Raw genomic sequence first — 13,397 nt, 5'->3', positions numbered from 1 at the left:
CGTCGAGGCGGCGGTCCGAAGGTCGGGTGGAGGCCGTGGCCGCGGCGGACCTGTCCCGCTTTGCTGCCACGAGACGGCGACCCCGACGACTTGAAGCCGACCTCCACATCGAGGTGGGCGCGTGGGCTGCGGGGGCCTCGACAAGCTCGACCGACGGCGGTCGGGAAGCCGGGAGCCGACGGCGAGCGAAGCGCGCCGTACCCGCTTTGCTGCTACGAGACGGTGACCACCGACGACCTGAAGCCGACGTACACATCGAGGTGGGCGGTTGGGCTGCGGAGGTCTCGACAGGCTCGACCGACGGCGGTCGGGAAGCCGGGAGCCGACGGCGAGCGAAGCGCGCCGTACCCGCTTTGCTACCAAGAGACGGCGACCCATGAGGACCTGAAGCCGACGTACATATCGAGGTGGGCGGTTGGGCTGCGGGGGGCTCGACGAGCTCGACCAACAGCGACGAGCTCGTCGAGCGCGACTGCGGTGGTGCTGACGGGCGGAAGACCGTGGCGGCAGCCCGGGGGAGACGGTCACGGGCTGACCGCCGTCACCCTGCGGCAGTCAAGGGTGATCGGACCTGTCCATCGCCTTCACCAGGGCGGTGCGCACGACCACGTGGGGAGAAGGCGGAAGCTCCGCCGACCCGAACCATCCGATCTGGTCGTGCTCCTCGTGGGCGATGTTCGCCGGGGTTCCGAGCCAGCGAGGCACCCACCAGGCGCTGAGGAGTGTCATGACGTCGGTCTGTTCGGGTGTGGGGTCATCGGTGATCTCCGTTCTCGGGGTGGCCGGTCGGTCGGTCCGGCCGCGACTCGGCGAGCACGGCACGACGTTCGCGGTACTCCTCGGGGCCGATCTGGCCCTGCGCGAACCGCTCGTCGAGGATCCGCCACGGGTCGGCGGAGGTGCCCGGTGCCGACGGCCGACCGCGACCGGTGTCGCGGAACAGCAGCACGACGGCGCCCACCACCAAGACCCAGAAGGCCAGCATCGCCAGCGTCATCACCAGCCAGCCGGCTCCGTTACTTCCGTCGTGGTACCAACCCATCATGGTCGTTCGCCTCGCGATCGTCTCGGGTCCTTCCAGGATGCGCGCGGTCCGGTCGGGAGCCGGTCGAGATCGCGTGAAGGTTTGCTGAAGATCCCGGCGAAGGCCCGCTCGGCCGGACGAAGCGACGGCTCGGGCTGTCACGATGAGGTCCATGGCAGCCGGATGGCGGGCGATGGTCGTCGAGGACGAGGTGGAGCTGGCGGCGCTGCTGACCAGCTACCTCGAGCGTGAGGGGTTCGAGGTCACGACCTGTCACGACGGCACGAGCGCGGTCGAGTCGGCGCGCGAGGTCGACCCCGACGTCGTCGTTCTCGACCTGGGCCTGCCCGGCCTGGACGGTGTGGAGGTGTGCCGCCGGCTCCGCACGTTCTCCGACGCGTACGTCGTGATGCTGACCGCACGCAGCGACGAGGTCGACACCCTGATCGGTCTGTCGGTCGGCGCCGACGACTACATGACCAAGCCGTTCAGTCCTCGGGAGCTGATGGCGCGGGTCCAGGCGATGCTGCGCCGGCCTCGGCCGATCGGCGGGACGCGCGTGGACGAGGACGACCGGCGCCGGTTCGGTGCCCTGGTCGTCGACCCCGTCGGGCGCGACGTGTGGCTCGACGACGAGCCGGTCGCGCTCACGCGCACCGAGTTCGACCTGCTCGCCGCACTTGCGGACCGGCCGCAGCAGGCGTTCAGCCGTAGCCAGCTCATCGAACGGGTCTGGGGCCCGTCCTGGGTCGGCGACGAGCACCTGGTCGACGTCCACATCGGTCACCTGCGCCGCAAGCTCGGCGACGACGCGACCGAGGGACGGTTCATCCGCACGGTGAGAGGGGTCGGCTACCGGATGGGTGGCGCCCGGTGACCCGGCGGCGCACCGGCCTGGCGAGCCGGCTGATGGTCGCCCAGGGGCTGGTGCTGGTCGCGATGGCCCTGACGACCTGGCTGGTCTCCTCGGCGGTCGCGCCCGGCATCTTCCACGAGCACCTCCGCAGGGCGGGCATGATGCAGAGCAGCTCGGAGTCCGAGCACGTGGAGGAGGCGTTCTGGTCGGCGCTCCTGGTGGGGCTGACCATGTCGCTGCTCATCGCCGTCGCGGCGGCGCTCGCCGTCTCGGCGTACTTCAGTCGGCGGGTGCAGCGGTCGGTGGCCGCGGTCACCACGGTGGCCGGGCAGATCGGTGCTGGGCGACACTCGGCCCGGGTCGCCGACCCCGGGCTGGGGGAGGAGTTCGCGGCGCTCGCCGAGACGATCAACTCGCTGGCGGCCCGGCTGGAGAGCAGCGAGACCGCCCGGCGGCGGATGCTCTCCGACCTCGCCCACGAGATGCGCACCCCGCTGGCCACCATCGACGCGCACCTCGAGGCCGTCGAGGACGGCGTCCGCGACCTCGACGAGTCCACCCTCGAGGTGATCGGCAACAGCACGACCCGGCTGCGCCGGCTCGCCGAGGACATCGGTGCGGTGTCGAGAGCCGAGGAGGGGCGCCTGACGATCGACCGCACCCTGGTCTCGTCCGCGGAGGTCGCGCGCGCCGCGGCGGCCGCCGCGGCCGACCGCTACGAGGCCCGGGGGGTGACCCTCGGCGTCGAGACCCCCGATGAGCCCGGCCTGGTCCGGATCGACGCCGACCGGATCGGCCAGGTCCTCGGCAACCTGCTCGACAACGCACTGCGGCACACCCCCGCGGGCGGGACCGTCACCCTCACCTGCCGAGCCGAGGGTGGCGGCGTCGAGTACGCCGTCGTGGACACCGGCGCGGGCATCGCGGCCGAGCACCTCGACCACCTCTTCGACCGCTTCTACCGGGCCGACACGGCCCGGGACCGCCTCCACGGTGGCAGCGGGATCGGTCTGAGCATCGCCAAGGCGCTCGTCGAGGCCCACGGCGGATCGATCGGCGGCACGAGCGCCGGTCCCGGGCGGGGGGCGACGTTCTGGGTCCGGATCCCCGGCGCGCCCGCATGACGAGCACGGTGACGACCACGGCCGACGCCGTACGGGTGGGGGAAGATCGTCCCGAGGATCAGGGGCCTTCGGCCCCCAGGGGCGTGCTCCCGCGCCCGTATCGTTCGAGTCGTTGGTGGCCGGGCCGCCCAGCGACTCCCGACCGCGCTCCCACGGGGACGACGGGTCGGCCGGAATGGCTCGGGCTCGAGCACGACGACGAAGGCGGCAGCGCGGCATGAGCAAGCAGGCACGGGCCCGGACGCAGGAGCTCCGCAAGGCCCAGGAGGAAGCGGCGGCCCGCCAGACGAGGCGCCGCCGGATCGCCACGGGCGTCGGGGTGCTCGTCATCCTCGGGCTCATCGCCGCGATCGTGCTCGCGGTCGTCAAGGCCACCGGAGGCGACGACAAGCCGCCGGCCGCGGCCAGCGGGAAGGTCGTGGATCCCGCCAACAGCAGCTCGAGCGGCTCCATCCCCGTCGGTCAGACCAACGCTCCTGTGAGCGTCGAGATCTACTACGACTACATGTGCTCGGCGTGCGGCGCGTTCGAGGCGGCGAACAGTGGTGAGCTCGACCGGCTGCTCGAGGACGGCACCATCCGCATCGAGCTGCGTCCGATCTCGTTCCTCGACCGGCTGTCGAGCGGCACCGAGTACTCCACCCGGGCCGCGAACGCGTTCGCGACCGTCGCAGATGCGGCGCCCGACAGCGCCTGGGACTTCCACCAGGCCCTCTACGCCCACCAGCCGGCCGAGGGCAGCAAGGGGCTCAGCGACGACGAGATCGCCTCGATCGCCAAGGACGCCGGCGTGCCCGCTGACGTCATCGACCGCTTCACCGACCGCACCTACGACGGCTGGGTCGGGTCGGTGACCCAGAAGGCCTTCGACTCCGGCGTCACGGGCACGCCCACCATCAAGATCAACGGCGAGCTCTTCGCGGGAGACGCCTACTCCGTCGGCCCGCTGACCCAGGCCATCGAGTCCGCCGCGAGTGGGAAGTGACCGACCCGGCGGGAGGGGCGAGCGCTGAGCCGTCCTCCTGGCTGCACCGCGCCCGCGACAGCGACATCGCCGTCTGGGTGACGATGCTGGTCTCGTCGGTGGCCAGCCTGGTCGCGTCGTTCGTGCTCTCGATCGACGCCATCGAGCTCGCGAAGAACCCGAACGCCGACCTCGGCTGCAACATCAACGCGGTCATCAGCTGTGGCACCGTCGCGAACTCGTGGCAGTCCTCGCTGCTGGGGTTCCCCAACGCGTTCCTCGGTCTGATCACCGAGCCCGTCGTGATCACGATCGCCGTCGCCAGCCTGGCCCGGGTGCGCTTCCCGCGCTGGTTCATGGTGGCCGCGCAGGTCGTCTACACCCTCGGCTTCGTGTTCGCCTACTGGCTGTTCTACGAGGCCATGTTCGACATCGGCGCCCTGTGCCCCTGGTGCCTGCTGGTGACCTTCGCGACCACTCTGGTCTTCTTCGAGATGACCTACGTCAACATCCGCGACGACAACCTGCACCTGCCCCGGCGGGTCCAGCGCGCACTGACGTCGTTCATCTCCTCGAGCCTCGACCTGATCGTCTTGGTCGTGTGGCTGCTCGTGCTGCTCCTGGCCGTGGTGCTCAAGTACGGCGACGCGCTGTTCGCCTGAGCGCCCACGCTGCCGGAGACGGATCGAGCCCCTGCCCGCGTCGCCGCGGGTCAGGGGCTCGACGGCCTCAGGGGCCACTGGGGTGAGTGACGGGACTTGAACCCGCGGCCACCTGGACCACAACCAGGTGCTCTACCAGCTGAGCTACACCCACCATGATCTCGGCATCGCCGGGACCGACCGAAAGTGTAGGGGAACTACGCCGGATCCGCAGAATCGGACCCGCCGTCGGCGGTCAGCCCGGTGAGCGAGCCGCCGTGCTTGGCCGCGATCGCGCGGGCGGCGTCGCTGTCCGGGCCGGGAGAGGGCACGAAGACCGCCTCGCGGTAGTAGCGCAGCTCCTCGATGCTCTCCTGGATGTCGGCCAGCGCCCGGTGGTTGCCGCGCTTGGCCGGCGCCTGGAAGTACGCGCGCGGGAACCATCGGCGCGACAGCTCCTTGATCGAGGACACGTCCACGATCCGGTAGTGGAGGAACGTCTCGAGCGCGGGCATGTCGCGCGCGAGGAAGGCCCGGTCGGTCGCGACGGTGTTGCCCGCGAGCGGCGGACGACTACCGTCGGGGCAGAACTGCCGAACGTACGCCAGGACCTGCTCCTCGGCCTCGTCCAGTGCGATGCCGGAGTCGAGCTCGCGCAGGAGCCCGGACTTCTCGTGCATGTCGTGGACGAACTCGTTCATCTGGTCCAGTGCCTCGGCGGGAGGCTTGACGATGAGGTCGACCCCGTCGCCGAGCACGTTGAGGTCGAAGTCGGTGACCAGGGCCGCGACCTCGATCAGGGCGTCGGCGCCCAGGTCCAGGCCCGTCATCTCGCAGTCGATCCAGACGAGTCGTTCGTTCACGCGGCCACCTTAGTCCCGGCCCGGCGTCGGCCCTCTCAGTGACCGCTCAGCGTCGGGCTCTAGGGTCGGGGGTGTGAAGGAGTGGGTGGGCCTCGTCGCGCGTCTGGTGACAGGCGGGGTCTGGATCGTGGCGGCCGCCGCCAAGCTCCCCGATCCTGCTCAGAGCGTGGACGCCGTCCGCGCCTACCAGCTGCTCCCGGCCTCCGCGGTGCAGCCGGTGGGCCAGCTGCTGCCGGTGATCGAGATCGTTGTCGGGGCGACCCTGGTGCTCGGCCTGCTGACGCGCGGGTCGGCGATCGTGTCCGCGCTGCTGTTCACGGCGTTCATCATCGGCATCGCCTCGGTCTGGGCGCGCGGGATCAGCATCGACTGCGGGTGCTTCGGTGGCGGCGGGTACGACGCCGACGCCACGTCGAAGTATCCCTGGGAGATCGCCCGCGACGCCGCCCTCCTGATCGCCTCACTGTTCCTGGCCTGGCTGCCGTCCACCCGGTGGGCGCTCGACAGGCTGCTGTTCGGTCGTGTCCCCGAGCCCGAAGGACCCTGATGTCGAAGAAGAACCGGCCCGTGGGCCGCACGGAGCGCGCCGCTGAGGCGATGCGCGAGCAGCAGCAGGCCGAACGCCGCAGGCGCAACCTGATGATCGGCGGGGTCGTGCTGGTGCTGGTCGTGATCATCGGAGTCGGCTTCCTCATCCAGCGCAGCCTGGACACCTCCACCGACGTGAAGGCCCCGGCAGCCGGCAACGGTGACTACGGGTTGACCGTCGGCCCCGCGAGCGCCCCGCACAAGGTCGTGATCTACGAGGACTTCCTCTGCCCCTACTGCGGCGAGCTCGAGCAGGCGTCGCGCAGCGACCTGGCGCAGCTGGCCTCGGACGGCAAGGTCCAGGTCGAGTACCGCCCGTTCGACCTGCTCTCCTCGGCCGGTGACTACTCCAAGCGCTCGGCCGCGATGTTCTCCGTCGTGCTAGACACCTCTGGTGCGGACGTCGCGAAGAAGTTCCACGACCTGCTCTACGAGAACCAGCCCAGCGAGTCGGGCCCCTTCCCCTCCGACGACGACCTGATGAAGCTCGCCGTCGAGGCCGGCGCCGACGAGGCCAAGGTGCAGCAGGGACTCGATGCCGGTGACGGCACCGACTGGGTCACCAAGGCCACCAAGGCCGCCGAGGACGCGGGGGTGCGTGGCACGCCCACCGTCCTGCTCGACGGCAAGGTCTTCCAGGACGGCCGGACCATGAAGGACCTCGCCGCGAACCTGGTCGACAAGCTCGGCTGACGGGACCGGCTGCGGACCGGGCGGTCCGGCTGGGAGAATGGCCCCGTGCAGGTCGAGCGGGTGCAGCACTGGGTGATGTCGGCCCTGCTGCTGACCGTCGCCACGATCTTCGCCGGCGGCATGAGCATCCTGGCCGGGGTCGCCGACGGGCCGGGGGCCAAGCCCGGACTCCTCGTGATCGCCTCGGTGGTCGGACTGGTGGCGATGGTCGGCGTCCGGCTGATCAACGGGCGGTCCCCGGCCACGCCGTGGCTCGTGCTCGGGCTGCTTCCCGCCGCCGTCGGTTTCTGGTTCCACTACGTGCGCTGACAGACTCCGCGAGGTGAGCACCAGCGACCGTCTCGCCACCTTCATCGCCGCGCTGCCGAAGGCCGAGCTGCACGTCCACCACGTCGGCTCCGCGTCGCCGCGGATCGTCTCCGAGCTCGCCGAGCGTCACCCCGGGACCGTGCCGAGCGACCCCGATGAGCTGCGCCGGTTCTTCGAGTTCCGCGACTTCGCCCACTTCATCGAGGTCTACCTCGCGGTGGTCGACCTGATCCGTACGCCGGACGACATCCGCTACCTCACCCACGAGATCGGCCGGGAGATGGCGCAAGGACAGGGCCTGCGGTACGCCGAGCTCACCTGTACGCCGTACACGTCGGTGCGTCCTCACGAGGAGGGCAAGGGGATGCCGATCGAGGCCTACACCGAGGCCATCGAGGACGCCCGCGTGGCCGTCGAGCGCGACTTCGGCCTGGTGCTGCGCTGGATCTACGACATCCCGGGGGAGTCGGGTGTCCCGGCGGCCGACGCGACCCTCGGCTACGCGCTCGACCACCGGACCGAGGCGCTGGTCGGCTTCGGCCTCGGCGGGCCGGAGATCGGGGTGCCCCGGGCGCAGTTCCAGCCGCACTTCGACGCCGCCCGCGCGGCCGGGCTGCACAGCGTCCCGCACGCGGGCGAGACCACCGGGCCCGAGACGATCTGGCACGCCGTCGACCTGCTCGGCGCCGAGCGGATCGGGCACGGGACGTCGGCAGCCCACGACCCGGCGCTGCTGACCCACCTCGCGGAGCGGGGCATCCCGCTGGAGGTCTGCCCGTCCTCGAACATCGCGACGCGGGCCGTGGACCGCCTGGAGGACCACCCGATCCGGGCCTTCCGCGACGCCGGTGTGGTCGTCACGGTGAACTCCGACGACCCGCCGATGTTCGGCACCACGCTGAACCGCGAGTACGAGGTCGCGGCCGACCTGCTCGGGCTCGACGAGGCCGGTGTCGCCGAGCTGGCCCGGACCGCCGTACGCGCGTCGTTCGCGGGCGGCGTCACCGTCAGCCGGATCCTCGGCGAGATCGACGCGTACGTCGCAGCACGGGACACCGGGACCGGCCCGGAAAAGGAATAGGCCCCGCGAGCTCATACCAAGCGGGGCCAGGACCTTTGTATCCCGCGAAGGGCTGGTTTTCGCGGATTGACGCGCGTGTCGCGCCGATCCGGTGCGCGCGACATAGGGTGACGCCATGCCCAGCACGCCCATCCGAGTCGCGATCGTCAACGACTACGAGATCGTCGTGGCCGGTGTCGCCGCGATGCTCGCCCCCCACCACGACCGCGTCGTCGTCGTCGAGCTGGACTCCGGTCTGCCGGTCGTCAGCGACGTCGACCTGATCCTCTACGACACCTTCGGGCAGGTGCAGGGCGACGCCGTCGACCTCGAGGACCTCGTGCGAGGCAACTCGGTGCCGGTCGCGATCTTCAGCTGGAACCTGCAGCCCGACCTGGTCGAGCGGGCCATCAGCCACGGTGCGTCGGGCTACCTCTCCAAGGGTCTCGACGCCGCCGCGGTCGTCGACGCGATCGAGGCAATCTGCCGTGGCGAGACCGTGACGCCGCCGCCGTCGGTCGAGGCCGTCGAGCGCAACGTCGCGGGGGAGTGGCCCGGCCGCGAGGTCGGTCTCACCGCCCGCGAGGCGGAGGTCCTGGCGCTGATCACCCAGGGTCTGAGCAACCAGGAGATCGCCGACCAGACCTACCTGTCGATCAACTCGGTGAAGACCTACATCCGGACGGCGTACCGCAAGATCGAGGTCACCCGGCGGGCTCAGGCGGTCGCCTGGGGGATGACCCACGGCTTCGCGCCCGACCGATCGCGCAGCGTCGCTGCCGGCTGACGGTCCGATGGGCGGAGCGGCACGTTGAAGTGGCCGCGCGTGGGTACCTCGCGCCGGTGAGTACTCCCCATCAGATCGCCCGCCCGGTTGTCGTTGCGGCCTCACCCGGCGAGCAGGTGGTTGTGGCCTCCGTCCCGTCCGGGCACGTCTATGTCCGCCACCTCTCGCCCGAGCACGGACCAGGTCCCCGCCGGTTGCCCGATCCCGACCCCGCTGAGCCGATCCGCTCCGCGACTCAGAAGTGGTGGCCGCCGGTGATGCTACGACCCGACTGGGCAGCGCACGCGACGTTCGACGTCTTCCATCTGCACTTCGGCTTCGACGCCTGTGACCCAGCCGTCCTTGAGCGGCTCGTGATGGTGCTCCGGGATCGCGGGAAGCCGTTCGTCTTCACGGTGCACGACCTGCGCAACCCTCACCACCCGTCCTCGGCGCTCCATGACGAGCAGCTCGACGTCCTCGTCCCGGCGGCCAACGCACTGGTGACACTGACACCGGGTGCCGCGGGCGAGATCGCCCGTCGCTGGGGCCAGGACGCTCAGGTGCTGCCGCACCCCCACGTCGTGGACTTTCCCACGATGGCTGTCGCCCAGGACTGCCGGGCCCGTCGGCGCGCCACACCTTTCCGCGTCGGGTTGCACGTCAAGAGCCTTCGACCGAGCATGGACCCGATGCGGGTGCTGCCCGCCCTGGTCGACACGGTCGCATCGCTGCCCGACGCGGTCCTGCTGGTCGACGGACACCGTGACGTGCTCGACGACGACGGCCTGCGCCGCGACGCCCGGCTAGCCCGTTACCTGCGCGTGCAGGCGGACGAGGGACGGATCGACCTACGGGTGCACGACTACTTCACCGACGACGAGTTGTGGTGCTACCTGGCCTCGCTCGACGTGTCGGTGCTGCCCTACCGGTTCGGCACCCACTCGGGCTGGCTGGAGGCCTGCCGTGACCTCGGCACCACGGTGGTTGCGCCGACGTGCGGATACTTCGCCGACCAGGGCCCGGTACTGGCGTACCAGTCCGACGAGGCGTCGTACGACGAACACACACTCGCGTCGGCGGTCGAGACCGCCCACCGGACCCGCCCGCGGCTCGGCGCCTCCATCGACGAGCGTCGTGCGCAGCGCCGGGAGGTGTCGGCCGCCCACGACGCTCTGTACCGGGCGCTGGTGGGCTGACGTGCGCATCTGCCTGATCGCTTCGAGTCGGTTCCCGGTGCGTGAGCCGTTCGCAGGCGGGCTCGAGGCCGTCACCCACGCGCTGGCCCGCAAACTCGTCGCCCGTGGCCACGAGGTCACGCTGTTCGCGGGCCCAGGATCCGACCCGTCGCTCCCCGTCGAGGTCCTCGAGCCGCCGGTGTTCGAGGCCAGTCGGGTCGCCAGCCTCGACGTCAACGCGCCGTCCGCAGCTTGGATGGCCGAGCACCACGCGTACCTGACGTTGATGCTCCGGCTCGCCGGTGCCGACCGGGGCCGGTTCGACGTGGTCCACAACAACAGCCTGCACCACCTGCCGGTCGCGATGGCACCGATGCTCTCCGTCCCGGTGCTGACAACGCTCCACACCCCACCGGTCCCCTGGTTGGAGTCGGCGATCGCCGCTGCCCCGGACGGCTGCACCTTCGCGGCCGTGAGCAGGCGGACCTCGCAGGCCTGGTCGCACGTGGTCGCCAGCACGCCCGTCCTCAACGGGGTAGACGTCGACGCATGGCCCGCCGGGCCCGGCGGTGGGCCGGCCGTCTGGACGGGGCGGTTGGTCCCCGAGAAGGCGCCTCACGACGCCATCGACGCAGCCCGCCTGGCGGGCGTGCCCCTGGTACTCGCGGGTCCGGTCCCCGACGAGCAGTACTTCGGGCGCGAGATCGCGCCCCGCCTCGGCCGCGACGCGGTGCACGTGGGGCACCTCGACCACCGGGCGATCAGCCGGCTGCTGCGGCGGGCGTCCGTGGCCGTCGTCACGCCCGAGTGGGACGAACCGTACGGCCTGGTCGCTGCCGAGGCGATGTCCAGCGGCACGCCGGTGGCGGCATACGCCCGTGGTGCGCTGCCGGAGCTGGTCACCGACGAGGTGGGCGCGCTCGCCGCTCCCGGTGACACGGCCTCCCTGGCCGAGGCGATCGAACGAGCCCTCGAGCGGGAGCGGGCAGCAGTGCGTCGGCACGCAGAGGCGACATCCTCCCTCGATCGGATGGTGCGCGACTACGAGACCTGCTACGACTCGGTCGTCCATCCGGGGTTCGCCGCGTGATCGGCTACTACGTCCACCACCAGGGCAGTGGGCACGCACACCGTGCCCTGGCGCTCGCCCGGGTGCTCGACCGCCAGGTCACGGGCCTCTCCTCGCTCCCGCCGCCGGAGGGCTGGCCCGGCCCCTGGGTCCGGCTCGACCACGACGACGAGGGCGGGTCTGCGCTCGACCCGACGGCGGGTGGACGCCTTCACTGGGTGCCGATCGGTGATGCTGGTCTCCGCCGCCGTTCGCAGCAGATCTCGGACTGGCTGGACACGGCTCGGCCCGAACTCGTCATCGTCGACGTCTCAGTTGAGGTGGCCTTGCTCGTGCGGCTGCACGGCATCCCGGTCGTCACGGTCGTCCAGCCGGGCCTCCGTGACGATCCCGCCCACCTGCTCGGGTACGACGTGGCCGAGACGCTCGTGGCGTTCTGGCCCCCCGAGGCGACCGCGGCGATGCTCCCGGGTGCGCCCGCCGCACTGCTCGACCGGGTGCGAGGGTTGGGCGCACTCTCACGATTCCCGGTGCGGCCCGACCGTCCGCGGCGTCCTGGCCCACCGAGAGTCGCGCTACTGGCCGGCACCGGCGGCACCGACCTGTTCAGGGGAGCCCTCGAGCAGGCACGCTCGACCACGCCGGAATGGAGCTGGGCCACGCTCAGTCGCGCTCACGGCTCCTGGCACGAGGACCCTCGGGAGGTCCTCGAGGAGGCCGACGTCGTCGTCACCCACGCAGGCCAGAACGCCCTGGCGGAGGTCGCTGCCCTCCGGCGCCCCGCCATCGTGGTGCCTCAGGAGCGGCCGCACCAGGAGCAGGTGAGCACCGCTGCCGCCCTGCGGTCGGGCTGCTGGCCCGTGCTGGTCGAGGACGTCTTCCCCGCAGCGGGATGGAGGACGCGCCTGGACCGGGCTTCGCGCCTGGATGGGTCTCGGTGGGCTGTCTGGTGCGACGGAGGCGCGGCCGAGCGGTTCGCGGAGGTCGTGGCCGGTGTCGGCGTCCCAGGGCGGGTCGCGTCGTGACCGGAGTGGCGGTCGTCACGATCGCCCACGGTCGTCACGAGCACCTGCGCGCCCAGCATGCGTCTCTGACCCGCGGCGCTCGACGACCCGACCTGTATGTCGTGGTGGCGATGGACGATCCGGGACTCGAGGGCTGGCCGGCGTACGACGGGCTGCCGGTCCACGTTCTGCCGGTCGACTCCGACCCGCGGGGTCTGCCGCTGGCCGCCGCGCGCAACGCCGGGCTCGACCTGGCTGCGGCAACTGGGTGCGACGTGCTCGTCGGGCTCGACGTCGACTGCCTCGCGGGGCCGGACCTGCTCGGCGGCTACGAGCAGGCGGTCCGGGAGCAGCACGGCACGGTGTGGTCCGGTCCGGTCACCTATCTCGGTCCGCGGCCTGAGGACGGCTACCCCCTCGACCGGCTCAGCGAGCTCGACGACCCGCACCCGGCGCGTCCTGCCCCGGTCCCGGGCGAGCTGTCCACCGGAGCCGATCCGGACCTGTTCTGGTCGCTCTCCTTCGCGCTGTCTGCTGCCACCTGGAAGCTGTCGGGTGGGTTCTGCCACGAGTACGTCGGCTACGGCGGGGAGGACACCGACTTCGGCCGTCAGCTGGCGGCTCGTGGCATCCCGCTGGGGTGGGCGGGGTCCGCACGGGCCTATCACCAGTACCACCCTGTCGAACGGCCGCCCGTGCGGCACCTGGATGACATCCTGCGCAACGGCGCCCTCTTTCACCGGCGGTGGGGAGAGTGGCCGATGGGAGGCTGGCTGGAGGAGCTCGAGCGACTGGGGCTGGTCGTGCGCCGTGGCGACGCGTGGGTGCGCACCTGAGCGGGTACCACTCCCTCATGTCGGATCGAGAGCACACGAAGCAGCCCCGGGAGGAGGTCCGCCCCATCGACACGGGTGCGGTCCCCGACGAGGAGGGCATCTCGGACGCCAGCGTGTCCGAGACGCTCGACCGGGAGCCGGACGAACAGCTGAACCGGCCCGAGCAAGACGACTTCGACCCGCAGGAGCGCGAGCAGTACCAGCGCCCCTCCGAGGAGCCTGAGGTGCGGGAGGACCGCTGAGCCGCTGGCGGCGATCGTCACGAACGGGGCGCCCCCGGCAGGATTCGAACCTGCGACCGGCGGATTAGAAGGCCGCTGCTCTATCCAGCTGAGCTACGGGGGCAGAGAGCAGGGGCCCGTGACTCGGACCCACAGTGCTGTGGTCCCGCGCCGGGCGCCTGCCCGGAGTCAGTATGTCGT

The 13,397-nt window shown here is 71.2% G+C and carries 17 protein-coding genes and 2 tRNA genes; 14 read left to right on the top strand and 5 right to left on the bottom strand.

Annotated features, from left to right (window positions below):
• Window positions 1–555: 555 nt before the first annotated feature.
• Both AC3ANS_RS16675 and AC3ANS_RS16670 read right to left on the bottom strand, forming a co-directional pair.
• Window positions 556–729 carry a hypothetical protein gene (locus tag AC3ANS_RS16675; protein WP_488292699.1) on the bottom strand — a complete coding sequence of 58 codons (174 nt, stop codon included), beginning with the start codon at window positions 727–729 and terminating at the stop codon, window positions 556–558.
• Between the two features lie 25 nt (window positions 730–754).
• A complete protein-coding gene (locus tag AC3ANS_RS16670) occupies window positions 755–1,045 on the bottom strand; it encodes an SHOCT domain-containing protein (protein ID WP_488292698.1) in 291 nt (96 codons plus the stop codon).
• A gap of 172 nt (window positions 1,046–1,217) precedes the next feature.
• Between AC3ANS_RS16670 and AC3ANS_RS16665 the strand changes: the two genes are divergently transcribed.
• The 4 genes from AC3ANS_RS16665 to AC3ANS_RS16650 all read left to right on the top strand — a co-directional run bounded on the left by AC3ANS_RS16665 (window position 1,218) and on the right by AC3ANS_RS16650 (window position 4,630).
• Complete coding sequence (locus AC3ANS_RS16665; protein ID WP_488296513.1) at window positions 1,218–1,901, top strand: response regulator; 684 nt, start codon at window positions 1,218–1,220, stop codon at window positions 1,899–1,901.
• Window positions 1,898–3,004, top strand: a complete 1,107-nt coding sequence (locus AC3ANS_RS16660) for a sensor histidine kinase (protein ID WP_488292697.1) — start codon at window positions 1,898–1,900, stop codon at window positions 3,002–3,004. The genes AC3ANS_RS16665 and AC3ANS_RS16660 overlap by 4 nt, the downstream gene beginning before the upstream one ends.
• A 217-nt stretch (window positions 3,005–3,221) precedes the next feature.
• Window positions 3,222–3,989 carry a DsbA family protein gene (locus AC3ANS_RS16655; RefSeq protein ID WP_488292696.1) on the top strand — a complete coding sequence of 256 codons (768 nt, stop codon included), beginning with the start codon at window positions 3,222–3,224 and terminating at the stop codon, window positions 3,987–3,989.
• Window positions 3,986–4,630: a vitamin K epoxide reductase family protein gene (locus AC3ANS_RS16650; protein WP_488292695.1), complete on the top strand. Its 645-nt coding sequence runs from the start codon at window positions 3,986–3,988 to the stop codon at window positions 4,628–4,630. Before AC3ANS_RS16655 ends, AC3ANS_RS16650 begins: the two co-directional genes overlap by 4 nt.
• Window positions 4,631–4,708: 78 nt before the next feature.
• Here the strand turns inward: AC3ANS_RS16650 and AC3ANS_RS16645 are convergent.
• Window positions 4,709–4,784, bottom strand: a tRNA-His gene (locus AC3ANS_RS16645).
• A 43-nt stretch (window positions 4,785–4,827) separates the two neighbouring features.
• Window positions 4,828–5,472, bottom strand: coding sequence for an oligoribonuclease (gene orn / locus AC3ANS_RS16640; protein WP_488292694.1), 645 nt, complete (start codon window positions 5,470–5,472; stop codon window positions 4,828–4,830).
• 73 nt (window positions 5,473–5,545) lie between these two features.
• On the opposite strand from orn, the gene AC3ANS_RS16635 reads away from it, so the two are divergent.
• The 10 genes from AC3ANS_RS16635 to AC3ANS_RS16590 all read left to right on the top strand — a co-directional run bounded on the left by AC3ANS_RS16635 (window position 5,546) and on the right by AC3ANS_RS16590 (window position 13,217).
• Window positions 5,546–6,019, top strand: a complete 474-nt coding sequence (locus tag AC3ANS_RS16635; protein WP_488292693.1) for a MauE/DoxX family redox-associated membrane protein — start codon at window positions 5,546–5,548, stop codon at window positions 6,017–6,019.
• A complete protein-coding gene (locus tag AC3ANS_RS16630) occupies window positions 6,019–6,753 on the top strand; it encodes a DsbA family protein (RefSeq protein ID WP_488292692.1) in 735 nt (244 codons plus the stop codon). The genes AC3ANS_RS16635 and AC3ANS_RS16630 overlap by 1 nt, the downstream gene beginning before the upstream one ends.
• A 45-nt stretch (window positions 6,754–6,798) precedes the next feature.
• Entirely contained in the window at window positions 6,799–7,062 is a 264-nt protein-coding gene (locus AC3ANS_RS16625) for a hypothetical protein (RefSeq protein ID WP_488292691.1), read from the top strand.
• 13 nt (window positions 7,063–7,075) lie between these two features.
• On the top strand, window positions 7,076–8,143 hold the full coding sequence (locus AC3ANS_RS16620) for an adenosine deaminase (protein ID WP_488292690.1): 1,068 nt from the start codon (window positions 7,076–7,078) through the stop codon (window positions 8,141–8,143).
• A gap of 115 nt (window positions 8,144–8,258) precedes the next feature.
• Window positions 8,259–8,909: a response regulator transcription factor gene (locus AC3ANS_RS16615; RefSeq protein ID WP_488292689.1), complete on the top strand. Its 651-nt coding sequence runs from the start codon at window positions 8,259–8,261 to the stop codon at window positions 8,907–8,909.
• Window positions 8,910–9,166: 257 nt separating this feature from the next.
• Window positions 9,167–10,087, top strand: a complete 921-nt coding sequence (locus tag AC3ANS_RS16610; RefSeq protein WP_488296512.1) for a glycosyltransferase family protein — start codon at window positions 9,167–9,169, stop codon at window positions 10,085–10,087.
• A gap of 37 nt (window positions 10,088–10,124) precedes the next feature.
• Window positions 10,125–11,156 (top strand): glycosyltransferase, encoded by a 1,032-nt coding sequence (locus tag AC3ANS_RS16605; RefSeq protein ID WP_488292688.1) that lies wholly within the window; start codon window positions 10,125–10,127, stop codon window positions 11,154–11,156.
• The gene (locus AC3ANS_RS16600; protein WP_488292687.1) at window positions 11,153–12,160 is read left to right on the top strand and encodes a glycosyltransferase; all 1,008 of its coding nucleotides are present in this window, start codon (window positions 11,153–11,155) and stop codon (window positions 12,158–12,160) included. Before AC3ANS_RS16605 ends, AC3ANS_RS16600 begins: the two co-directional genes overlap by 4 nt.
• Entirely contained in the window at window positions 12,157–12,975 is an 819-nt protein-coding gene (locus tag AC3ANS_RS16595; protein ID WP_488292686.1) for a glycosyltransferase family 2 protein, read from the top strand. Before AC3ANS_RS16600 ends, AC3ANS_RS16595 begins: the two co-directional genes overlap by 4 nt.
• Window positions 12,976–12,992: 17 nt before the next feature.
• A complete protein-coding gene (locus AC3ANS_RS16590) occupies window positions 12,993–13,217 on the top strand; it encodes a hypothetical protein (protein ID WP_488292685.1) in 225 nt (74 codons plus the stop codon).
• Between the two features lie 29 nt (window positions 13,218–13,246).
• On the opposite strand, the gene AC3ANS_RS16585 is transcribed toward AC3ANS_RS16590, so the two are convergent.
• Window positions 13,247–13,320 (bottom strand) — tRNA-Arg (locus tag AC3ANS_RS16585).
• Window positions 13,321–13,397: the final 77 nt, after the last annotated feature.

It is taken from the genome of Nocardia sp. 149-1B, assembly GCF_057747975.1.
Note: the sequence above shows the minus strand (reverse complement) of the source record. Positions and strands in the feature narration are given on the sequence as shown.